The 20,638-nt window shown below is 73.9% G+C and carries 19 protein-coding genes; 5 read left to right on the top strand and 14 right to left on the bottom strand.

The annotated features are described in order from the left end of the window. Positions 1-2: 2 nt before the first annotated feature. The gene (rpmF, locus tag ACWDVG_RS14245) at positions 3-173 is read right to left on the bottom strand and encodes a 50S ribosomal protein L32 (protein ID WP_451699426.1); all 171 of its coding nucleotides are present in this window, start codon (positions 171-173) and stop codon (positions 3-5) included. 292 nt (positions 174-465) lie between these two features. Here rpmF and ACWDVG_RS14250 point away from each other — a divergent pair, with 292 nt between their 5' ends. Continuing rightward, entirely contained in the window at positions 466-765 is a 300-nt protein-coding gene (locus tag ACWDVG_RS14250) for a DUF1876 domain-containing protein (RefSeq protein ID WP_451699427.1), read from the top strand. Positions 766-961: 196 nt separating this feature from the next. On the opposite strand, the gene ACWDVG_RS14255 is transcribed toward ACWDVG_RS14250, so the two are convergent. Further along, positions 962-1,564 carry a CBS domain-containing protein gene (locus tag ACWDVG_RS14255; protein ID WP_451699428.1) on the bottom strand — a complete coding sequence of 201 codons (603 nt, stop codon included), beginning with the start codon at positions 1,562-1,564 and terminating at the stop codon, positions 962-964. A gap of 163 nt (positions 1,565-1,727) precedes the next feature. Here ACWDVG_RS14255 and ACWDVG_RS14260 point away from each other — a divergent pair, with 163 nt between their 5' ends. Continuing rightward, complete coding sequence (locus tag ACWDVG_RS14260) at positions 1,728-3,083, top strand: YncE family protein (protein ID WP_451699429.1); 1,356 nt, start codon at positions 1,728-1,730, stop codon at positions 3,081-3,083. 74 nt (positions 3,084-3,157) lie between these two features. On the opposite strand, the gene ACWDVG_RS14265 is transcribed toward ACWDVG_RS14260, so the two are convergent. The 5 genes from ACWDVG_RS14265 to ACWDVG_RS14285 form a co-directional block, all read right to left on the bottom strand. Then, positions 3,158-5,221 (bottom strand): galactose-binding domain-containing protein, encoded by a 2,064-nt coding sequence (locus tag ACWDVG_RS14265; protein WP_451699430.1) that lies wholly within the window; start codon positions 5,219-5,221, stop codon positions 3,158-3,160. Between the two features lie 113 nt (positions 5,222-5,334). Beyond that, complete coding sequence (locus tag ACWDVG_RS14270) at positions 5,335-5,928, bottom strand: TetR/AcrR family transcriptional regulator (protein WP_451699431.1); 594 nt, start codon at positions 5,926-5,928, stop codon at positions 5,335-5,337. A 33-nt stretch (positions 5,929-5,961) separates the two neighbouring features. Continuing rightward, on the bottom strand, positions 5,962-6,528 hold the full coding sequence (locus ACWDVG_RS14275; RefSeq protein ID WP_451699432.1) for an exonuclease domain-containing protein: 567 nt from the start codon (positions 6,526-6,528) through the stop codon (positions 5,962-5,964). Positions 6,529-6,582: 54 nt separating this feature from the next. Further along, the gene (locus tag ACWDVG_RS14280; protein WP_451699433.1) at positions 6,583-7,254 is read right to left on the bottom strand and encodes a GntR family transcriptional regulator; all 672 of its coding nucleotides are present in this window, start codon (positions 7,252-7,254) and stop codon (positions 6,583-6,585) included. 46 nt (positions 7,255-7,300) lie between these two features. Further along, positions 7,301-8,515, bottom strand: a complete 1,215-nt coding sequence (locus ACWDVG_RS14285) for a CaiB/BaiF CoA transferase family protein (RefSeq protein ID WP_451699434.1) — start codon at positions 8,513-8,515, stop codon at positions 7,301-7,303. A 179-nt stretch (positions 8,516-8,694) separates the two neighbouring features. Between ACWDVG_RS14285 and ACWDVG_RS14290 the strand changes: the two genes are divergently transcribed. After that, positions 8,695-9,840 (top strand): acyl-CoA dehydrogenase family protein, encoded by a 1,146-nt coding sequence (locus ACWDVG_RS14290; protein WP_451699538.1) that lies wholly within the window; start codon positions 8,695-8,697, stop codon positions 9,838-9,840. 65 nt (positions 9,841-9,905) lie between these two features. On the opposite strand, the gene ACWDVG_RS14295 is transcribed toward ACWDVG_RS14290, so the two are convergent. Next, positions 9,906-10,409, bottom strand: a complete 504-nt coding sequence (locus ACWDVG_RS14295; protein WP_451699435.1) for an FBP domain-containing protein — start codon at positions 10,407-10,409, stop codon at positions 9,906-9,908. Positions 10,410-10,468: 59 nt separating this feature from the next. After that, positions 10,469-11,938, bottom strand: a complete 1,470-nt coding sequence (yczR, locus tag ACWDVG_RS14300; RefSeq protein WP_451699436.1) for a MocR-like transcription factor YczR — start codon at positions 11,936-11,938, stop codon at positions 10,469-10,471. A gap of 136 nt (positions 11,939-12,074) precedes the next feature. Here yczR and ACWDVG_RS14305 point away from each other — a divergent pair, with 136 nt between their 5' ends. Continuing rightward, on the top strand, positions 12,075-12,218 hold the full coding sequence (locus ACWDVG_RS14305; RefSeq protein ID WP_451699437.1) for a hypothetical protein: 144 nt from the start codon (positions 12,075-12,077) through the stop codon (positions 12,216-12,218). Between the two features lie 171 nt (positions 12,219-12,389). On the opposite strand, the gene ACWDVG_RS14310 is transcribed toward ACWDVG_RS14305, so the two are convergent. Further along, positions 12,390-13,790, bottom strand: coding sequence for a DUF6777 domain-containing protein (locus ACWDVG_RS14310; RefSeq protein WP_451699438.1), 1,401 nt, complete (start codon positions 13,788-13,790; stop codon positions 12,390-12,392). 162 nt (positions 13,791-13,952) lie between these two features. Between ACWDVG_RS14310 and ACWDVG_RS14315 the strand changes: the two genes are divergently transcribed. Further along, positions 13,953-15,314 carry a streptophobe family protein gene (locus tag ACWDVG_RS14315; protein ID WP_451699439.1) on the top strand — a complete coding sequence of 454 codons (1,362 nt, stop codon included), beginning with the start codon at positions 13,953-13,955 and terminating at the stop codon, positions 15,312-15,314. 97 nt (positions 15,315-15,411) lie between these two features. Here the strand turns inward: ACWDVG_RS14315 and ACWDVG_RS14320 are convergent, their stop codons facing one another. Genes ACWDVG_RS14320 through ACWDVG_RS14335 form a run of 4 tightly spaced genes read right to left on the bottom strand, consistent with a single transcriptional unit; the run spans position 15,412 to position 20,637 of the window. Further along, the gene (locus ACWDVG_RS14320) at positions 15,412-16,176 is read right to left on the bottom strand and encodes a class I SAM-dependent methyltransferase (RefSeq protein WP_451699440.1); all 765 of its coding nucleotides are present in this window, start codon (positions 16,174-16,176) and stop codon (positions 15,412-15,414) included. A 60-nt stretch (positions 16,177-16,236) separates the two neighbouring features. Then, positions 16,237-17,220, bottom strand: coding sequence for a serine/threonine-protein kinase (locus ACWDVG_RS14325; RefSeq protein ID WP_451699441.1), 984 nt, complete (start codon positions 17,218-17,220; stop codon positions 16,237-16,239). Beyond that, positions 17,220-17,999, bottom strand: a complete 780-nt coding sequence (locus tag ACWDVG_RS14330) for a hypothetical protein (RefSeq protein WP_451699442.1) — start codon at positions 17,997-17,999, stop codon at positions 17,220-17,222. The genes ACWDVG_RS14325 and ACWDVG_RS14330 overlap by 1 nt, the downstream gene beginning before the upstream one ends. 25 nt (positions 18,000-18,024) lie before the next feature. Continuing rightward, positions 18,025-20,637, bottom strand: coding sequence for an FHA domain-containing protein (locus ACWDVG_RS14335; RefSeq protein WP_451699443.1), 2,613 nt, complete (start codon positions 20,635-20,637; stop codon positions 18,025-18,027). Position 20,638: the final 1 nt, after the last annotated feature.

Below are 20,638 nucleotides of genomic sequence, written 5' to 3' on the forward strand. Positions count from 1 at the left end.
GCTCAGCCCTCGGGCTGGATGAGGCCGCGCTCGTACGCCTTGGCCAGGCGCTGCGGGACCCGGTACACGACGCCGTCGACCGTGATCGGCACGAGCTGGGGGGTGGTCGCCTTCCACTGGGCGCGCCGGTGGCGGGTGTTGCTGCGGGACATCTTGCGCTTGGGGACGGCCATGGGGGCTCCTGGTGGTGCGGACGAGCAGTGCGATGCAGACGCTAGATGAAAATGGCTTCCATTATCAAGTCGGGATTCTCCTCGGAGCTGGAAGGGCGGCAGAAAGCGCCGGCGCCCGGCCGCCGAGGAGCCGGCGTGATCGACCTCGTCGCCGTGGTCGTACGGTCCCGACCGCGTGGCGGGGCCGACTCGTTCGCCCCCGTGCGCGCGGGCCCGCGGCGATGGATGCTGGTGGTAACGGAAGGGGCCGCGCGCCGTCCCCGCGCGGCCCGGCGGCGCGAGGAGGCAGGCCATGACGCGGCACCTGGAGTGGAAGGTCGGCCTTGATCTGGTCGAGGAGCGCGGCAGGACCAAGGCCGAGGCCCGCTTGGACACCGGAACCTCGACCCTCACGGGCCACGGCTCCGCCCGGTGCAACCCGGCGGACGTCGACGTGCCGGCGATCGGCGACGACCTCGCCGCGAGCCGGGCGATGAAGGACCTGGCGGGCAAGCTGATGCGTGAGGCCAACCGGGAGATGGAGGCGGCGGGCGCCGGAACGGTGCCGCAGCACACCGGACCCGGTTACGGCTGGCCGGAGGCGGTCTCCTGACGGAGCCGCCCGCGCTGACCAGGGCCCCGGGGGCGCCCCCTCGGCGCCCCCGGGGCCCTGGCGTACGGGGAGCCGATCACGTACCGCGAAGCCCGCCGTCGCACACCGCGCCCCGCCTGGCGAGCCCCGCGCGCCCCGCCCCGGGCCCCGTCGCCCGGAGAGCCCCCCCGCCCCCGCCCCGTACCCGCCGACGTCCTCAGGGTGAGCCGGCGGCGTCCTCGTACGCCAGCCGGTCCACGACCTCCACCACGCCGTCCACCGTCTCGCACAGCCGGACGAGGATCGGTCCGAGGCCCCGGCGCTTCAGCTCGCCGCTCAGCGTCACCCGGCCCTCGTCGACGTCGATGTGCACGGCCGAGGGGGAGAGGCCCAGGATGCGGACGACGACGTCCTCCCGGATCTCCTCCTGGATCGAGCGGTCCCGCCGCAGGAAGAGCTGCAGGAGGTCGCTGCGGCTGAGGACCCCGATGAGCCGGCCGTCCGCGTCCACCACCGGCAGCCGCTTCACGCGGTGCCGCTCCATCAGCCGGGCCGCCTCGACCGCCGTCCACGAGGGCCGGGCGGTCACGACGGGACTCGTCATCATGGCCTCCGCGGTGCTCGGCCCGTCCTTCGCGGTGTGCCGGCGCAGCAGATCCGCCTCGGAGACCACGCCCACGGGCCGGTTGTCCTCGTCGACGACGGGCACGGCGGTGATGCCGTACTCGTCGAGGAGCCGGGCGATCTCCTTGAACGACGTCCCGCGCTGCACCGCCACCGCGGTCGGGGTCATCAGGTCCGCGACGCTGCGGTGCCTCATCGTCCGTTCCGTCCCTTCTGGGTTCCGGATCACATGATCCCCCACCGGGTGTCGGCTCGGCGTGAAGGGAGGCGAATCGAGCCGCGGAAGGGACTTGTGGGCTTGTCATGCACATGCTTACTTTCGAGTAGGTCGCCACTCCCGGCAGGAAGAAGGCCCCACCATGCCCACGCTCCCCACACCGGACGCGCGCCCCGGCCGCCACCTCCGCCACCGCACCCGCCCCGCCCGTCGGCTCGGCGGGCTCCTCGCCGCGGCCCTCGCCGTCCTCGCCGCGACCGGCGGGACGGGAGCGGCCGCCCAGCCCCGGTCCGCGCCCAAGCCCCTGGCCCACACACAGCCCCAGGCCCCGGCCCCGTTGACACGTGACGCCGCCCTCCGTGAGGTCATGTTCGTCGGCAACAACTGGGACGGCACCGCCGACGTGATCGCCGCCCGGGGCGACTTCCGCCGCATCGGCCGCGTCAACGTCATCCCGGACAAGGAGGAGCGCCTGCGCGAGATCTACCTCAACCCCGTCAAGCTCGCCTTCTTCCTCGGCGTCCGCAACGGTCCCGGCGAGGGCCACGACCAGTTCGTCGACGACATGTACGCCACCCCCGACGGCTCCTCGATGGTCGTCTCCCGCCCCAGCTTCGCCGACGTCGTCTCGCTCGACCTGCGCACCGGACGCGTCAACTGGCGCTTCCCAGTGGCCGGTCACCGTTCCGACCACATGGCCGTCTCGCCCGACGGCACCCGGGTGGCGGTCTCCGCCTCCACCGCCGACACCGTCCACGTCCTCGACGTCGTCACCGGACGCGAACTCGGCTCCTTCACGACGGGCAGCAAGCCGCACGAGAACGTCTTCACCTCCGACGGGCTCCTCTGGAACATGTCCATCGGCGAGGTCACCACCGCCCTCGACGCCCCCTGGCTCGACTGGACCAAGGGCGACCGCCGCATCACCGTCGTCGACGCGCGCACCTTCGAGACCGTCCGCGTCATCGACATGCGCGACCGCCTCGACGCCTTCGGCCGCGGCGACCTCTCGGACGCCGTACGGCCCGTCGCCTTCACCCCGGACGAGAAGAAGCTGTACTTCCAGGTCTCCTTCTACACCGGCTTCCTCGAGTACGACCTGGCCACCGACCGCATCACCCGCGCCAAGGCGCTCCCCGGCAACCCGGCGACCGACCCCGACCGCACCACCTGGGTCAACGACTCGCGCCACCACGGCCTCTCCATGAGCCCCGACGGGACCAAGCTCTGCGTCGCCGGCACGATGGACGACTACGCCACGATCGTCGACCGCGCCACCCTCGAGGAGGGCCCGCTCGTCGAGGCGTCCAAGCCCTACTGGGCGACCGTGAGCGGCGACGGCACGGCCTGCGTCGTCTCCGAGAGCGGCGCGGACCGGGTCACCGCGATCGACTTCGCCACCGGCCGGCGGGTGGCCACCGTCGAGGTCGGCGACCACCCCCAGCGCGTCCGCCTCGCCCGCGTCCCCGCCGACTGGACGGGCGTCACCGCCCCCTGACAGCGGCCCGGCGACGCGGGGAGACGCCAGAGGAAGGCGGTACGGGGACGGGCGCGACGCCCGCCCCCGTAGCCTCACCCCCGCCGCACGGAGACCTCGTGGAGCGAGTACCCCCACCCCGTCGCGCGCCGCACGCCCTGGATCCGTACGTGACGCGCGGACTGCGAGGCGAACTCCGCCGTGTCGTAACCGCCGTCACCGGCGTCCGTCGACCAGACCGTCCGCCAGTCCGTGCCGTTCTCCGACACCTCGATCCGGTACGTCCGCGCGTACGCCCGCTCCCAGTCGAGCGTCACCCGCCCGATCCGGTGCACCGCCCCCAGGTCGACCGCCAGCCACTGCGCGTCCGACCAGTCGCTGGCCCAGCGCGTACCGACGTCACCGTCGACGGCGCGGCCGGGCGCGTAACTCGTGAACGGGTTCCACTCCGTGGAGCTCGCCGACGTCGGCCTGCCCTCCGCGAGGTCGACGCCGACCTCGTGGTCCTCCGTCGCCCGCCAGGTCCTCAAGTACGACTCCGCGCCGCCGGCCAGCTCCTCGACGATGCCCTGCCCGCCGGTCAGCCGCAGCTGCTCGATCCAGTCGGGGACCAGGCCGTTGTGCGCGGCGCCGTCCGTGTTGAGGTCCCAGGTGCGCTCGCCGGTCACCTGCCGGTCGAGGACCGCGCCCCCGTCGAAGCTGCGGAAGGGGTACGTGACGGCGTTCGGCGCCCCGGCCCCGACCGGCCCCGGCCAGCCGCCGACCCCGTTCATGTCGGTGCCGTAGCCGAGCCCGACCCCGTACTTCTGCCGCAGCGCGGCCTTCTGGCCCGCCTCCCCGACGAAGCCCTCCGCGCCGTGCATGTACTGGGCGACGAACCCGCCGAGCCGGTAGAGCCGCTCGGTCCAGTCGAGGTCCATCCAGCTGTGGCTGGAGAGCACGCCCGGGTACTCCTCGGCCTCCAGGATGTCCAGGGCGCGGCCGGCGGCCTTGACGCTCATGTGGTCGAGCTCCAGCATCATGCCGCGGTCGATCATGCCGCGCAGCGCGTACTCGCCCAGCCTGCTCAGGCCCCGGGTGTTGCACCGCGCGTCCGAGGCGTACGAGGGCACGCTCACCCCGGCCGGCAGCTTCGCCTCCATCGCGGGCACGGCGCCGAGCCCGATCGGGTTGTCCTGCTGCGGCCCGGTGCACCGCTCCGTGGCCCAGAACGTCCCGGTGGACAGGAACTGGCCGATGTTGACCGCCACGCCCGTGGTGCCGCTGTCGAAGCGGACGCCGCACAGCGCGTTGTCGAACTTGTGACACAGGAACATGCTGCGGACGCCGAGCCCGTACAGCTCGTCGAGGCCGCGGTCGATGTCCGCCCGGTCGCACTGCGCCACGTCGAGGATCTGCTTGCAGCCGAACGGCTCCGACGTCTCGACGCCGAGGACCACCGCGAGCTTGCCCTGCTCGACCACCGCGCGGGCCTGCGCGGCGCCGGTCACGATCCGGAACCAGCCCTTGCCCGCGCCTCCGTACATCCGGTCGACGTACTCCTGCATCTCGTACGTCTTGCGGGCCTGCAGCCGGATCGACTCCATCTCGTCGCAGCCCCGGTCCCGGGGGAGCAGCGAGCAGATCAGGCCGTTCGTCACCAGATCGGTGACGAGCACCCGCTGCCCGCCGCGCCAGGCCCGCTCCACCCACGCGTAGTAGTTCTGCTGGTGGCTCAGCGAGTCGTGGGCCGGCCAGTCCTTGAACGTCGGCCAGCCGACCGGGTCGTGGTGCCCGTCCGCGCCGCCGGTGAGGTTCTCGAAGATCGCGCCCGAACCGTCCGGGTAGTGCTCGGGACAGTCCTTGAGCGCGTCCGCCACCCCCGCGTCGGAGAACGGCTTGCCGCAGATCATCCGGCCGCCGAAGCCCTCGTTGGACATCAGGTGGTTGTGCGCGTCGACGAAGCCGCGCACCCGGCCCCGCGCGTCGGTGCCCTGGAACGGCGCACCGGTCACGTTGATCCCGGAATCGGGGGAGGGCCGGGAGGCGGGCTCCCACCACGCCCCGCCGCCGGGGCCGGCGGCGGGGACGGGACCGGAGCCGAACAGGACGGCGGCCAGGGCGAGAAGGAGGGACACGAGCGTCAAGCGCCGCGTCCTGCGTGCTGACGATGGGTTCATGGTCTGCGATGCCTCCGGTCGGTGGGGGTGTACCGGGCGCCCCGAGGATCGCGGCCACGAGAGAGTGAGTCAATAGTCCGGGACAGACGACCTGAAGCCCCGGACCCCACCCGTCACCCCTCGATCAGCCGCACCAACTGATCGGCCGTCACATCGAGCAGGGCCTCCGCCCCCTCCGCGTCCCCCAGCACCAGGTACTGCAGCGTCAGCCCGTCCACCACCGCCGCCAGATACCGCGCCACCACCTCCACCGGCACCTTCGGCTCGACCCCCACCACCCCGGTCACCTGCTCGACCAGGGCCTTCGCCGACACCGCGTACTGCACGTACTGCGCCCGCGCCAGATGCTCGAACCCGGGCTCCCGCAGGGCGTACTGGGTGAGGTCATAGGTCAGCATGTGCTCCCCGGGCCGCCCCACGACGTCCCCCCAGTACGTCCGCAACGCTCCCCGCACCGTCTCGCGCAACGTGGCCCGCGGCTCGACCGCCGACATCACCCGCGCCACGTAGCTCTCGGTGATCGTCTCGATCGCCGCCTCGAGCAGCGCCTGCTTGGAATCGAAGCAGTAGTGGAAGACGCTCAGGGACACCCCCGCCTCGGCACAGATCGACCGGGTGGTCGTCCGAGCGACCCCGTCCCTGGTCATCGCCCTGATCGCCGCCTCGACCAACTGCCTGCGCCGTTCCCCCGCAGCCATCCGCCCCATGAACCCTCCTCGTGTCGGGCGCCAGGCTAACCCTCACGCGTGCGGTGTCGGCCAGGCGTCCCGTTCGGCGAGGTGGAGGACGAGGGACGCGATGTTCCAGGCGTCGTCCTCGCCGCTGTGGTGGCGGCCCTCCAGGGGGAGGGAGGCGTGGGTGAGGGCCTGGGCCATGCCGGGGCGGCGGCGGAGGGCGTGGGCGTCGGTGAAGACCGCCTTGGCGTTGGTGTGGTGGCGGCCGAAGGGGTACGGGGTGTTCGTCGCCGCGCACTGGCGGGTGAACTGGTGGCGGTCGTAGTCGCCCCAACTGGCCCACGGGCGGCTGCCGGAGGCGTGGGCGGTGGCGAGGAGGCGGCAGGCGGCGGCGAAGTCGAGGCCCCTGTCCACCTCGGCCTGGGTGAGGCCGGTCAGGGTGGTGCAGAAGGCGCTGACCCGGGAGCGGGCCGGGCGGACCAGGATGCGGTGGCGGGCGGTCCGTTCGCGGGCGGTCAGGTCGACGACGGTCAGGCCGATCTCGATGATCTCGCTGACGGCACCGGGCGGCGGCGAGCCCTCCCAGCAGGTCGCCTCGACGTCCACGACGTTGAGCAGATGAGGTGCGTCCATGCCGGGAGGGTAGGGCGGCGACGGGCCGCCGGGCACCGGGTTTTCCTGGGGCGGTCAGTCGCGGCTCAGGTCGAGGACCTCGCGGAGGGCCGCCACCGCGTGGGCGCGGTGTTCGTCGAGCCAGTGGACGGCCGCGTCGTCGTCGCCGTTGGCGAGGGCCGAGATCACGGCACGGTGCTCGCGGACGGCCTGCTTCCGGTGCGTCGGCTCGGTGTAGTACAGCGAGCGGTACGCGTCGGTGGCGTCCCACAGCGTCGTGATCAGGCGCACCAGGCGCGGCATGCCGCAGGCCTCGATCAGGGTGAAGTGGAAGTGCCGGTTGGCGGCGGCCATGGTCGTGATGTCGCCCTCCTCCGCGGCTCGCTCCACCTCCCGCTGGATCCGTTCGAGCGCTGCGATCGTGCCGTCGGGCATCGAGACGGCGGCGAGCCGGACGGCCTCCGTCTCCAGGAGCCCGCGGATGCGGTAGATCTCCTCCAGGTCGGCGAGGGACAGCTGCGCCACGAAGTAGCCGCGGTGTATGTGGTGCACGACCAGACCCTCGGCCTCCAGCGCCTTGAGGGCCTCGCGCAGCGGGACGCGGCTCACGTCGAGGCGGGCCGCCAGGGCGTCCTGGCGGATGGGGGCGCCCGGCTTCAGCTCGCCGCTGGTGATCGCGCGCCGCAGCTCGGCCAGGACGAACTGCTGGGCGGTCTGCGGCCGCCGCCTCTGCACCGCGCTGCTCATCGGATGTACCTTCCGTTCCGTTCCGTCCGGACCATCTTCCTATGGATCAGTCGGTGCGTGGTGGCCGTCCCAGCTCCGCGAGGAGCGCGTCCGTGTGCTCGCCGAGGCGCGGGGGAGCGGCCCGGTACGCGGCGGGCGTCGACCCGAACCGGACCGGGTGGGCGACCTGGGCGGGTCCGGCCGCGGACTCCGGGACGTGCGCGCCGAGCCCCAGGCGGTCGGCGAGCGCGAAGGCGCCGGCCAGGTCGTTGATGGGCCCGCAGGGCACCCCGGCCGCCGTCAGCTCCTCGAACCAGTCGTCCGCCGGGCGCGTCCCGAGGCGGCCGGACAGGGCGGTGACCAGCGCGTCCCGGTGGGCGACCCGGGCGGTGTTCGTCGCGAAGCGCGGGTCCTCCGCCAGCTCCGGCAGCCCGAGCCGCTCGCACAGCGCCCGGAACTGGCGGTCGTTGCCGACGGCGAGGACCAGCGGCCGGTCCGCCGCCTCGAACACCTCGTACGGGGCGATGCTCGGGTGCCGGTTGCCCATCGCGCGCGGGACGACCCCGGCGCCCAGGTGCGCGGCCGCCTGGTTGGTGAGCGCCGAGAGCAGCGAACCCAGCAGCGAGACCTCGATCCGCTGGCCCTCGCCGGTGCGCTCGCGGTGCCGCAGCGCGGCGAGCACGCCGAGCCCGGCGTGCAGACCGGTGATGACGTCGACGAGCGCCACCCCCGCCTTCGTACCGGAGCCGCCCGGTTCGCCGGTGACGCTCATCAGACCGCCCATCGCCTGCACGAGCAGGTCGTAGCCGGGGAGCCGGGCGCCCTCGTCGGAGCCGAAGCCGGTGACGGAGCAGTAGACGAGACCCGGGTTCCTCCCGCGGACCTCCTCGTGGCCGAGGCCGAGCTTCTCCATCGTCCCGGGGCGGAAGTTCTCGACGAGCACGTCGGCCCGGTCGACGATCGCCCGCGCCGTCGCCAGGTCCTCGGGATCCGTCAGATCGAGTGCCACCGACCGCTTGTTGCGGTTCACCCCAAGGAAGTACGTGGCCTCGCCGGCGGCGAACGGCGGTCCCCACGCGCGCGTGTCGTCGCCCGACCCCGGGCGCTCGATCTTGATCACGTCCGCCCCGAGATCGGCGAGGAGCATCGTCATGTACGGACCGGCGAGCACCCGGCCGAAGTCCGCGACGACGATCCCGGACAGGGCGCCGGCCGCGGGAGCGTCCGGACGGTCGGCGGGGTCGACGGAGCCGGCAGGCTCGTCGTGGTACGCGTGCTGCATGTCCGCTCTCCCTCGTCGGCGAATATTGGATTCAGTCGGACCGTAGGGGCGGGATATCGGATTTTCAATACTGGATCCAATATTCGATCGGGCGCTACGCTTCGGCTCGCCGAGTTGCCACAGCCGTCAGGAGGCCGTCCGTGAAGTCGTCGCCGTCCACCCCCGTCCACCCCTTCGATCTGTTCGCCGTCGACGGTCTGCTCACCGACGAGGAGCGCGAGATCCGCAGGACCGTGCGGGCCGTCGCCGACCGCGAACTGCGGCCGCACGTCGCCGGCTGGTTCGAGAAGGGCGAGATCCCGGCCCGCGAACTGGCCCGCACCCTCGGCGGCGTCGGCGTCCTCGGCATGCACCTGGAGGGCTACGGCTGCGCGGGCACCAACTCCGTCGCGTACGGCCTCGCCTGCCTGGAACTGGAGGCCGTCGACTCCGGACTGCGCTCCCTCGTCTCCGTTCAGGGCTCCCTCGCCATGTACGCGATCTGGAAGTACGGCTCCGAGGAGCAGAAGCAGCAGTGGCTGCCGAAGATGGCGGCGGGCGAGTACATCGGCTGCTTCGGCCTCACCGAGCCCGACGCCGGCTCCGACCCGGGCGCCATGCGGACCAACGCCAAGCGCGACGGATCGGACTGGGTGCTCAACGGCACCAAGATGTGGATCACCAACGGTTCGGTGGCGGACGTCGCCGTCGTCTGGGCCCGCACCGAGGACGGCGTGCGCGGCTTCCTCGTCCCGGCCGGCACCCCGGGCTTCAGCGCGCCCGAGATCACGATGAAGCTCTCTCTGCGCGCCAGCGTCACCAGCGAACTCGTCCTCGAGGACGTCCGCCTCCCCGCCGACGCCGTACTGCCCGGCGCCCGCGGCCTCTCCGGCCCGCTCGGCTGCCTCAACGAGGCCCGCTTCGGCATCGTCTTCGGCGCGCTGGGCGCGGCCCGCGACTGCCTGGAGACGGCCATCTCCTACGCGCAGGACCGGGTCGTCTTCGCCCGCTCCCTCGCCTCCTACCAGCTCACCCAGCAGAAGCTCGCCGACATGTCCCTGGAACTCGGCAAGGGCATGCTGCTCGCCGTCCACCTCGGCCGCCTCAAGGACGCGGGCACGCTCACCCCCGAACAGGTCAGCGTCGGCAAGCTCAACAACGTGCGGGAGGCCATCGCGATCGCCCGCGAGTGCCGCACCGTCCTCGGAGCCAACGGCATCACCCTGGAGTACCCGGTGCTGCGCCACGCCAACAACCTGGAGTCGGTCCTCACGTACGAGGGCACGAGCGAGGTCCACTCCCTCGTCATCGGCAAGGCGCTCACCGGCGAGCAGGCCTTCCGCTGACGGACATCCCCCAGTGACGACGACGGCCCCCGACACCCCCGCCGGGGGCGCCGGGGGCCGCCGCGTCAGCCGGCCGTGACCCGGTCGACGAACGCGTCGAGATGGCCCATCGTGCGGGCGACCTTCTCCTCCAGCGTCAGCGTCTCCTCCTGGCGAAGCCCGCGCAGCTTCGGCTGGCGGCGCCCCCGGATGTACAGGGAACACGCCAGGTCGGCGCAGATGTAGATGCCGACCGTGTTGCCGTCCCGGCCCCGGCTGCCGGCCAGCGGCGCCGCGAGCAGCGTGACTCCCGACGACGCGTGCCCCGTCAGGCAGATCTGGCAGAGGCTCGACTTCACCGCGCTCGTCCGCCCCGCCGCCGGCACGCGCAGCGCCACGCCGACCGGTCCGTCCTCGCGGGGCACGACCAGGTGGGCCCGCAGCGGCGCGCCCGGATCGACCCAGCCGAGGAAGTCCAGGTCGGACCAGGGGAGTTCGGCGAAGTCCAGCGGCAGCTTGAGCCGCGCCGCCTCGCCCTTCGTACAGTTCACGAACGAGGAGCGGATCTGTTTGTCGGTCAGTGGTTCCACTCGGTGGACCGTACACGCACCTCCGGCGAACGGCATCCGGATTTACGGCCCCGGGCCTCTCAGGCCACCCAGTCCGGCAGCGCCGGGTCCGCGAAGCGCCCCGGTGCCCCGTCGAGCGCGGCCGCGAGCCGCTCGGCGGCCGGTTCGTAGGCCTTCTCCGGCAGGGTGTACGGGATGCGCAGCCGGTGCTCGTGCGTGCCCGGGTCCACGCCGAAACGCGCCCCGCCCTCCACCCGCACCCCGTTCCGCAGCGCGCGCGAGGCGAGCGGGGAGGCCACCGGCCGGCCCAGGTCGATCCAGAGGCACATGCCACCCGCCGGAACGGTCCAGCGCCACTCCGGCACGTGCCGCGCCAGGGCCGCCGTCAGGGCCTCCCGGCGCCCTCGCAGCTGCTCGGTCCGGCGCGGCAGGATCACGTCGAGCCGGTCGATGAGCGCCACCGCGACGAGCTGGTCGAGGACGGAACCGGCGAGGTCCGCGGCGATCCGGACCCGCGCGAGTTCGGTGACGACCCGCGAGGCGGCCCGCACCCAGCCGACCCGCAGCCCGCCCCAGCAGCTCTTGCTCAGCGAGCCGACCGAGACCACCTGCTCGGCGTCGCCGCCGCCCACCGACGCCGCGAACGGCAGCGGGGCGGGCACGTCGAGCGCCATGTCGGTGAGCGTCTCGTCGACCACCAGCCAGGTCCGGGTGGCCCGCGCGGCCCGCGCCACCTCGCGGCGCTGCTCCTGCGGCATCAGGCGGCCCGTCGGATTGTGGAAGTCCGGGATCAGGTACGCGAGCCGCGGCGCCGCCTGCCGCAGCGCCGCCTCCACGAGCCCGGTGTCCCACCCGCTGTCGGTGACCGGTACGGGCGTCACCCGCAGGCCGCGGTGGCGCATCGCGTCGAGGGCGTTGGTGTACGAGGGGTTCTCGGCGAGGACCCGGTCGCCCGGCCGTCCCAGGAGGGACAGCACCAGGGACAGGGCCTGCTGCGCGCCGGTCGTGACGAGGATCTGCTCCGGCCGCGTCGGCAGCCCGCGCGCCGTGTACCGGGCGGCGATCGCGGCGCGCAGCACCGGCAGCCCGTACGGGTGGTAGCCCTGCGCCCCGGCGTAGGCAGGGAGTTCGGCCGAGGCGGCGGCGAGCGCGGCCGCGAGTTCCTCCTGCGGTGCCTCCGGCGCGGCCAGGGCCAGGTCGATGGTGGCACCGGCCTCGCCGTGGAACGCGCCCAGCGCCGTCGGCGCCTGCCCCTCCGGGAGCGCCGTCCAGGTGCCCGCGCCGCGCCGGCTGTGCGCGTAACCGCTCTCGCGCAGGAGGTCGTACGCCCCCGTCACCGTCGTCCTGCTCACCGCGAGGACCGCGGCGAGTTCCCGCTCGGCGGGCAGGCGCAGGCGCAGCGCGACCCGGCCGTCGAGGAGCGCTTCCCGTACGGCGCGGGCCAGCTCGCGGTAGCCGAACCGGCCCTCGGGCGGCGGGGTGAGGAGCGAGGCGAGCTGGCGGCCCGTCAGAGTTCGGTCCGCGGTATGGACCACTCGGCCCTCTGCCATGCCAATCACTCCTTATTGGCTCTGCTGTCCAGGCCAATAAGGCTACAGACTCCTGTCCAGTGGCCTGGTCGACGGGCCCGGGGGCCGACAGTGGCCCCGGGGCCGCAGGGGAGCCCGGCCGGAGAGGAGACGAGCGATGTGCGGACACTTCACCGACCGCGACGAGCGGATGTGGCAGCGGCGCACCGAGGAGCGCGCGGCCCGGCCGCTGCGGATCGGAACCTGGCTCAGGGGGCTGCGTACGGCGAGGGGGTTCCGCGGGGCGGGACGCCTCGCCTGAGCCCGGACGGCCGGACGGACCGCATGGGCCGGTCGGACTGACCGGATGGACGGTCGGCCTGCCGGACGGACGCCGCCGTGATGCTGCGGGGGGCCCGCCCCGTACACGCGCAACCCCCGTACCGGAAGGGACCGGTGCGGGGGGTCGCCCGTACCTGGGCGGGCGTCGTTGTCAGAGCGTGGGCGGTGTGAAGGCGCCGGCCCCGGCGGCCGCGGCGATCAGTGAGCCGGGACCCGGGGCGGGGGCCGTCGAGGCCGACTGGCTGGTCGTCCCGTCACCGGGCGCGCTGCTCGTCGTGAGGTCGGCCGACCGCTCCGTCGTGGGCCCGTCGTCCGGACTGGACGACTGCTCCGAGGGCGGGCTCGACGGCGTGTCGGACGGGGTGTCGGACGGCGTGTCCGAGGGGGAGTCGCTGGGGGACGAGGGGGAGTCCGACGGCGGCGTCGGCGTGGACGGAGACGACGGCGAGGTCGAAGGCGAGTTCGACGTGGACGTCGACGGGAGGTGCGACACCGACGGCGTCGGCCGGGGCGGTGGCGGGGTCGGCTTGTCGTGCCGCCCGGTGTCACCGGGCTTCCGCGCGAACCAGCCGTCGTCCTGGGGGTCGTAGACGACGAAGACGTTCACCACGGTCACCGAGGGCGCCACCACGACGACCTGCGAGGAGTTGAATCCCTGCCAGGGCGTGCCGGTCGTGCGCGGTTCCTTCTGTGCCACCGGGTCCGTCAGGGGGTTGCCGCACGCGCAGCGCACCTTCGGCACCCCGCGCGCGTCCACCAGCACCGCGGTCCCGGACTGGAGGACTGCCTGGTACGTGGTGGCGGCGCCGTCCTTGTAGCCGTGGTTGGTGACCCGCGTGTCCACGCGCAGTTGGAGCGGGGTCAGCGCGCGCAGGTAGTCCGGCACGTCGTTGGCCCGGATGCCGAGGACGGTGGCGAAGGCCGCGTTCTTCGCGGGCTCCGCGGACAGGAAGCGGACCTGCTGCTCCACGTCGCAGCTCGCCACCTGCTGCGTACCGCCGTACAGGCCCGGCGCGGAGCCCGACACCCGGGGGGTGCCCGTCTCGGTCGCCCCCGGACGGGGCGGGAGGGATGCGGGTGGCGCGGAACCGCCGGCGCTGCGCGCCGTCGACGCGGTGAAGGGATCGGGGCCGGACGCGGCGGCGTTCTGGAGGAAGACCTCACCGCCGCCGGAGCCGGCCGTGCCGCCCCCGTCGCCCGGCCGGTTGGTGAGGACCACGGCCAGGGCGGCGGCCGCCACCAGGATGGCGGTGACGGAGGCGACCTTCGGTACGGAGCGCCACCACGGGCCGCCGCCGTTCCGGCCACCGCCGCCGGGAACGGCGGTGGAACCGCCGCCACCGGGGCCGTCGCCACCCGGCCCGCCCCCACTGCCGCCCCCGCCCCCGCCGCTGCCGCCGGAGCCACCCGAACCGCCCGAGCCGCCGCTCGGCGGGCCGGGGGGTGGCGGGGGCGGGCCGGCACCCGGCTGGGTGCTCGGACCCGAGAGGGGGCCCGAGGGAGGGCCCGAGGGAGGAACCGACGGAGGGCCGGACGGCGGGTGGGAAGTCACGTTTTTCCCTTTCTTCCGTTCCGCGCCCATTGTGTGCGCGGAACGGGCCCGCCCCGCAAGCGGAGGAGCACGCCCGCGCATCCGCCCACCCCCACCCCGGCTCACTCCGCCACTCCCACCCCGGCTCACGCCCGGAAGCGGACCGCCGTCACCGGTACTAGCGTGGGCAGCGTGCGCACCCGGCTCCCCACCTCCTCCAGCCCCGCGGCCACGACGGGGCGTCCCGGCCGCGTCGCCGCCCAGGCCCTCGCGGCCGTGGTCGCCGGGTTCGTGGCGATGGGCGTCACCGCCGCCCTCGGCCTCTGGGCCGCCGGAGCGGCCGACCTCCCCGGCGGCTTCACCGCCGTCCTCGCCGCGGTCGTCGTGATGGCCGCGGGCGGCCAGATCGAACTCTCCGGCGACGCCGGATCCCTCGCCGGAACCCAGGGCGAACTCACCGCCATGCCCCTCACCGTCACCCTGGTGGGCGCCCTGGTCACCGGCTACTGCTTCCTGCGCCCGATGCGGCACCACGCGGTCACCAGCACCCGCGAACTCCTGCTCCGTTCCGGCGCGACCGTCGTCCTCTGGCTGACGGCCCTCCTCGGCCTCTCGGCCCTCGCCCGGCACGACTTCCGCATCACCATCGGCGGCGGCGACGCCCAGGACGGCAGCACGCTCGCGGACCTCTTCGGCGAGCTCCTCGACGCCGTGAACCCCACCGTCGGCTTTCGCACCGCCGTCGGTCCCACGCTGTTCTACGGCCTCCTGTGGATCCTCGGCGTCCTCGCCGTCGCCCTGCTCGTCTCCCGCAGGACCCCCCTCCCCTCCCGGCTCCTGCGCTACCAGGAGCCGGTCCGGCCCGCCGCCCACGCGATGCTCCTGCTCGTCCTCGCGTACGTCGTCGTCGGCCTCGTCGTCGGGATCGTCGTCCTCGCCGTGAAGGGGCACCCGGCCGAGACCCTCGCGGTCCTCCTCCTCGGCCTGCCCAACGTGGCCTGGCTCGCCCTCGGCGTCGGCATCGGAGGCTCCTGGGAGGGGCGCGTGGACGGCCCCTTCGGCCTGCCCATGCCCCAGGTGCTCGACGCGGTCCTGCGCCAGGGCGGCGGGGACGGCGCCCCGGGCCGCGAAGGAACGGACCTGTCCACCGTCGACCTCTCCTCGCTCGCCGCGCAGGACGGGCGGGCCTGGTGGCTGTTGCCGGTCGCCGCCGTCCTGCTCCTCGCCGTCGCCTTCGTGGCCGCCGTCCGCTCGCCCGCCCGCGTGAAGGTCTGGCAGCACGCCCTCCACCTGGGCGTCGCCTTCGCCCTGACCATGCTGGTCGTCGCCCCCCTCACCCTGGTCGAGGCCCGGTTCGGCCTCTCCGTCCTCGGCATCGGCGACCTCGACTCCCTCGGCGGCGAGGTCGTCCTGCGCCCCCATGTCTGGAAGACCGTCGGCTTCGCCCTGCTCTGGGGCCTGGCCGCGGGCCTCCTCGGCGGCCTGCTCGCCCGTCGCGTCCACCGCAAGGGCGAGGTCCCGTCGGACGGATCATCACGTCCGTAGCGCGATCCGCCGGCACGGACGGCCCCCCCAGTCCACCCCCCACCGGGACGTTCGGCCGAACCGCCTGTCCCAGAGGACCGGCGCGGCTGGGCGGGCTCTACGCACGCTCGGGCTTGCGTGCCTCGACGAGGGTCCTGGTGGAATGGGCGACGAAGGGCCCCTCGGCCTCGATCCGCTCGTGCAGCTCGCGCAGGCGGCCGCCGTACCGCTCGACGGTGAAACCGGGCACCGTCCAGATCACCTTGCGCAGGAAGTAGATCACGGCGCCGATGTCGAAGAACTCCATCCGCAGCCGTTCCGTGCGCACGTCGACGATCTCCAGGCCGGCGGCCCGCGCCGCCGCGGTCTCGTCGTCGGGGTGGCGCTTCCGCCGCGCCTCGGGCTGCGGCCCCAGGAAGTACTCCACCAGCTCCCACACACTGGCGGGCCCGACGTGCTGGGCGAAGTACGTCCCGCCCGGTCGCAGCACGCGCGCGATCTCGGACCACCACACCGTCGCGGGATGCCGACTGGTCACCAGGTCGAACGCCTCGTCGCCGAACGGCAGCGGCGGCTCGTCCGGGTCGGCGACCACCACCACCCCGCGCGGGTGCAGCAGCCGGGTCGCCCTGGCCACGTTCGGCGGCCACGACTCCGTCGCGGCCGTCGTGGGCGGCAGTTTCTCCACCCCGGCCAGGACCTCGCCGCCGCCGGTCTGGACGTCGAGCGCCGCCGACACCGCCGCGAGCCGCCGACTCATCGCCCGTTGGTAGCCCCACGACGGGCGTTCCTCCCTCGCCCGGCCGTCCAGCCAGGAGAAATCCCATCCGTCCACGGAGGCCGCCGCGGCTTCCGCGACGAGCTCTTCAAAAGTGCGTGCCATAGCCACATTCTTACGGCAACGCCGCACGGCAGCGGCCGCACCACCGCGACGCGACGCCCCCTACAGCTCGCGGAACACCGGCCGCGCCCACGTCGGCGGCTCCGGCGGCGGGCCCAGGGGAGTGGGCGCGGACGGGGCGGGGGCCGGGCCGGTGGTGCCGGAGGCGAGGGCGGTGCGCAGCGCGGCGACGAACTGCAGACACGTGTCGTACCGCTCCTCCGGCGTCTTCGCCAGGGCCCGCGCGAACACCGTGTCCGCCGCCACCGGCAGACCCGGCCGCACTTCGGAGAGCGGCGGCGGAGGGTCGTACTGCTGCGCCCAGAGGACCGCCCAGTCGGTGTCCCGGCGGAACGGCGGGGCGCCCACGAGCATCTCGTACACCACGCAGGCCAGGCTGTAGACGTCGCAGCGGCCGTCCACCGGCTTGCCGGAGATCTGCTCGGGCGCCACGTAGTCCAGGGTGCCCACGAACTCGCCCACCGTCGTGAACCCGGTCAGCGACAGCGACTTCTTCGTCAGCCCGAAGTCGGTGAGGTAGACGTGCTCCGGATGGTCGCCGTCGGTGCCCTCCGCCACCAGGATGTTCCCCGGCTTCACGTCCCGGTGGACCAGGTCGTGCGCGTGCGCCGCGTCGAGCGCCGAGGCGATCTGCACCGCGATCCGGCCCACCGTCGCGGGCGGCAGCGGTCCCTCCCGGGCGAGGAGCGCGACCAGGTCCTGCCCGGCCACGTACCGCATGGCGATGTACAGCACGCCCTCGGTCTCGCCCGCCTCGAAGACCGGCACGATGTGCGGGTGGTCGATCGAGGCCGCGACCCGTGACTCGTGCGCGAACCGCTTGCGGAAGGTGTCGTTGCGGGCCAGTTCGGGCGCGAGCAGCTTCAGGGCCACGGTCCTGCCGAGCCTCAGGTCCCGTGCCCGGTACACGACCGCCATGCCGCCGCGTCCGACCTCGCGCTCCACCCGGTAGCCCGCGATCTCCTGGCCGACGAGCCCCGAGGGGCGGCCCGCCGGGAGGGCGGTGTCCCGTCCGCCGCCGGCCATCAGCGCTCACCCGCCCGGTCCGGTCGGTCACCCGGCGGCCGTTCCACCACCTGGGTCGGGGGCGGCCCGGCCGCCCCCGCCGGGTCGACCTGGGGGACCACCTGCGTGGGCTCGTACACGGCGGGCGGGCCGGACGGTTCGTCCCGCCGTGAGTCCGGCCCCTCCCTCTCGTCCGGCCCATCCCTCTCGTCCGTCTCGTCCCACCCGTCCGCCCCGTCCCACCCGTCCGCCCTGGCCGCGGTCCGGGAGCCCGGATCGGACGGCGCGGCCATCGAGGCCGGCGGCGAGGAGGCCGCGTACGTACCGAGGCCGACGCCGTCGCAGTACACCCAGCGCTCGTGCTCGGCGTCGTAGAGCCACACGGACTCCCCGTCGACGACCATCCCGACCCGCAGTCCGCGGGTCCGCTGCCGGAAGCCCTCGCCGTTCGCGCGGCCGGCGGCGAGTTCCTCGGCCGCCCGTCGGTAGCGCCCGAGCGCGTCCTCCGCGCGGGCGATCAGCGGCCGCGGATCGGCGGTCCTGGCGAGCGGGCGACCCGCCGCCGGAGGGTCGGCGGGCACGGCGACGAGCAGCCGCGCGTCCACCCACGCCGACCAGCCGTTGGAGCACAGCACCCGCCCCCAGTCACCGGCGCGCTCCATGAGCTGCACCGGCAGGAAGGCGTCGAGCGACACCGTCGGCCGGCCGGGGTCCGGGCTCTCCCAGGCCGGGAGGCCGTCCCTCGGCACGACGTGGCTCGGCCGGAAGTCCGGCGCGTACTCGGGTACGAAGACGTTCACGCGTCCACCTCCTCCCACCGTCCGCCTACCGCCGCATCACGACGGGCTCGTGGCGGCGCAGCAGCCGGGCCACGACGAGACCGAGGACGACACAGAGCACCACCAGCACGCCCATGTCGAACAGCCAGGCCTCCGGCGTGTGCCGCATCAGCGGATCGGAGGTCTTCTCGCTCGGCGCGACCTTCCCTATGTCGATGGTCGCGCCCATCGCCGCGAACGCCCAGCGCGAGGGCACGAGCCAGGCCAGCTGCTCCAGGACGGGGGTGCCGCGCACGGTGAGGAGCGCGCCGCAGAAGACGACCTGCACGATGGCGAGGAGGACGAGCAGCGGCATCGTCACCTCCTCCTTGCGGACCAGCGCCGAGACGAACAGTCCGAGCATCATCGCGGTGAACGCGAGCAGCGCGACGGCGAGGGTGATCTCGACCAGCGGCGGCAGCAGGACGCCGTCCGGCACGCCCAGGGGGACGCCGATCAGCGCGACGAGCGTGAGCACCACCGCCTGCACCACGGTGATGGTGCCGAGGACGACCACCTTGGAGGCGAGGTACGCGGAGCGCGAGAGGCCGACGGCTCTCTCGCGCCGGTAGATCGTGCGTTCCTTCACCAGTTCGCGCACCGCGTTCGCCGCGCCGGTCAGGACGCCGCCGACGCAGAGGATGAGCAGCACGTTCATGGTGGACTCGGGGTTGAGCCGCCCCTCCGACAGGGCGCGGGCCATCGCGCCCATCACGAACGGCAGGGCGATCATGATCGCGAGGAACGTGCGGTCGGCGGCGAGCGCGGCCGTGTAGCGGCGTACGAGCGTCCGCAGCTGGGACCCCCAGCTCTGGGCCTTCGGCGGCGGGGCGGGCACGCGGCCGGCCGGACCGCCGGCCATGACCGCGCCGGCACCGCCCGATCCCGCACGGGACGATCCCGCGCCGGCCGCTCCGGCAGCGGCCGGTCCCACTCCTGCAGCGGCCGGTCCCGCGCCGGCGGCCGCGGTCGCCTCCTCGATGTACCGGCGGTGGAAGCGGGAGGAGCGGTACTGCCCGGCCCAGTCGCGGCCCCGCTCGTTCTCGAACGCCTCGAACGCCTCCGGCCACTGCGCGAACCCGAAGAACCCGAGGGTGTCCTTGGGCGGCCCGTAGTAGGCGACCTTGCCGCCGGGCGCGAGGACGAGGAGCCGGTCGCAGACGTCGAGGCTCAGCACGCTGTGGGTGACGACCACGACCGTGCGCCCGTCGTCGGCGAGGCCGCGCAGCATGTGCATCACGGAGCGGTCCATCCCGGGGTCGAGCCCGGAGGTGGGCTCGTCGAGGAAGAGCAGGGACGGCTTCGTGAGCAGTTCGAGGGCGACGCTCACGCGCTTGCGCTGGCCGCCGGAGAGGCTGTGGATCGGCTGGTCCGCGCGCTCCACGAGGCCCAGCTCGCGGATCACCTCGTCCACGCGCGCCCGCCGCTCGGCGCGCGCGGTGTCCTCGGGGAAGCGCAGCTCCGCGGCGTACGAGAGGGCCCTGCGCACGGTCAGCTGGAGGTGCAGGATGTCGTCCTGCGGGACGAGCCCGATCCGCTGGCGCAGCTCGGCGTAGTCGCGGTAGAGGTCGCGGCCGTCGTACAGGACCGTGCCGCGGTCGGCGGGCCGTTGCCCGGTGAGGGCACCGAGCAGCGTGGACTTCCCGGCCCCGGACGGCCCGACCACCGCCAGCAGGCACTTCTCGCCCACCGGGAACGACACGTCGTCGAGGAGCGTCTTGCGGCCGCGGTCGACGGTGACGGAGAGCGCCTGCACGTCGAGGGAGACCTCGCCGGTGTCGGTGAACTCGACGAGCTTCCCGCCGATCAGGCAGAACGCGGAGCGGCCGATGCCGACGATGTCCTCCGGCGTGACGCGGGCCTCGGCGACCGGCCGTCCGTTGAGGAACGTGCCGTTGTGGCTGCCGAGGTCGTGGATCGCGTAGGTGCCGTCGGGGCGGGCGCGCAGTTCCGCGTGGTGGCGGGAGACCACGAGGTCCGCGACGACGATGTCGTTGTCGGGCGCCCGCCCGATGCGGACGGTGCGGGCGGGCAGCGGCCGCACGGACGTCGGCTGCCGGAACGTTCCGGTGGCCGCCGGATGCGACACGGACGCCGGCCGGTACGGCTCCGGCGTGGGCTCCCGCACGACGGGCTCCCGTACGACCGGTTCCCGTACCACGGGCTCGGCTTCCCGTACGGGTTCCACGAGCGCGGGCGGCGGTTCCGGCGGGGGTGGAGGAGGCGGGGGCGCCTCCGGTGGCGGCTCCCGCGGCGGCTCCGGTGGAACCGGCGCGCGCCCCGGCGCACGGTCCGCGGCGCCCGCCGCGAGGACGGCGCGGGGACCGTCGACCGGGTGCCCGAAGCGTACGACCGTGCCGGGACCGACGGCGCGGGACCCCGTCACGCGTACTCCGTCGGCGAAGGTGCCGTTCGTACTGCCCTCGTCGAACAGGACCCACTGGCCGCCGACGGCGCGCAGCACCGCGTGGTGCCAGGACGCCCGTGCGTCCGCGAGGACGACATCACCGGTGGGGTCGCGCCCGATGCGATAGGCACGGCCCCCCTTCACGAGGGTCGCGTCCCCGTCGATCTCGACGACGAGGTCGGGTGCGACGGGTGCGACGGGCCGCTCTCCCATG

The organism is Streptomyces sp. NPDC003327, assembly GCF_053589515.1.

Coding starts and splice junctions, on each gene's coding strand:
- ACWDVG_RS14325 (WP_451699441.1), bottom strand. CDS start 17,220: ATGGCCGGCGGCGGACGGGACACCGCCCTCCCGGCGGGCCGCCCCTCG.
- ACWDVG_RS14285 (WP_451699434.1), bottom strand. CDS start 8,515: ATGCAGCACGCGTACCACGACGAGCCTGCCGGCTCCGTCGACCCCGCC.
- ACWDVG_RS14260 (WP_451699429.1), top strand. CDS start 1,728: ATGCCCACGCTCCCCACACCGGACGCGCGCCCCGGCCGCCACCTCCGC.
- ACWDVG_RS14275 (WP_451699432.1), bottom strand. CDS start 6,528: ATGGACGCACCTCATCTGCTCAACGTCGTGGACGTCGAGGCGACCTGC.
- ACWDVG_RS14320 (WP_451699440.1), bottom strand. CDS start 16,176: ATGGCACGCACTTTTGAAGAGCTCGTCGCGGAAGCCGCGGCGGCCTCC.
- ACWDVG_RS14305 (WP_451699437.1), top strand. CDS start 12,075: ATGTGCGGACACTTCACCGACCGCGACGAGCGGATGTGGCAGCGGCGC.
- ACWDVG_RS14280 (WP_451699433.1), bottom strand. CDS start 7,254: ATGAGCAGCGCGGTGCAGAGGCGGCGGCCGCAGACCGCCCAGCAGTTC.
- ACWDVG_RS14250 (WP_451699427.1), top strand. CDS start 466: ATGACGCGGCACCTGGAGTGGAAGGTCGGCCTTGATCTGGTCGAGGAG.
- rpmF (WP_451699426.1), bottom strand. CDS start 173: ATGGCCGTCCCCAAGCGCAAGATGTCCCGCAGCAACACCCGCCACCGG.
- ACWDVG_RS14335 (WP_451699443.1), bottom strand. CDS start 20,637: ATGGGAGAGCGGCCCGTCGCACCCGTCGCACCCGACCTCGTCGTCGAG.
- ACWDVG_RS14270 (WP_451699431.1), bottom strand. CDS start 5,928: ATGGGGCGGATGGCTGCGGGGGAACGGCGCAGGCAGTTGGTCGAGGCG.
- ACWDVG_RS14265 (WP_451699430.1), bottom strand. CDS start 5,221: ATGAACCCATCGTCAGCACGCAGGACGCGGCGCTTGACGCTCGTGTCC.
- ACWDVG_RS14255 (WP_451699428.1), bottom strand. CDS start 1,564: ATGAGGCACCGCAGCGTCGCGGACCTGATGACCCCGACCGCGGTGGCG.
- yczR (WP_451699436.1), bottom strand. CDS start 11,938: ATGGCAGAGGGCCGAGTGGTCCATACCGCGGACCGAACTCTGACGGGC.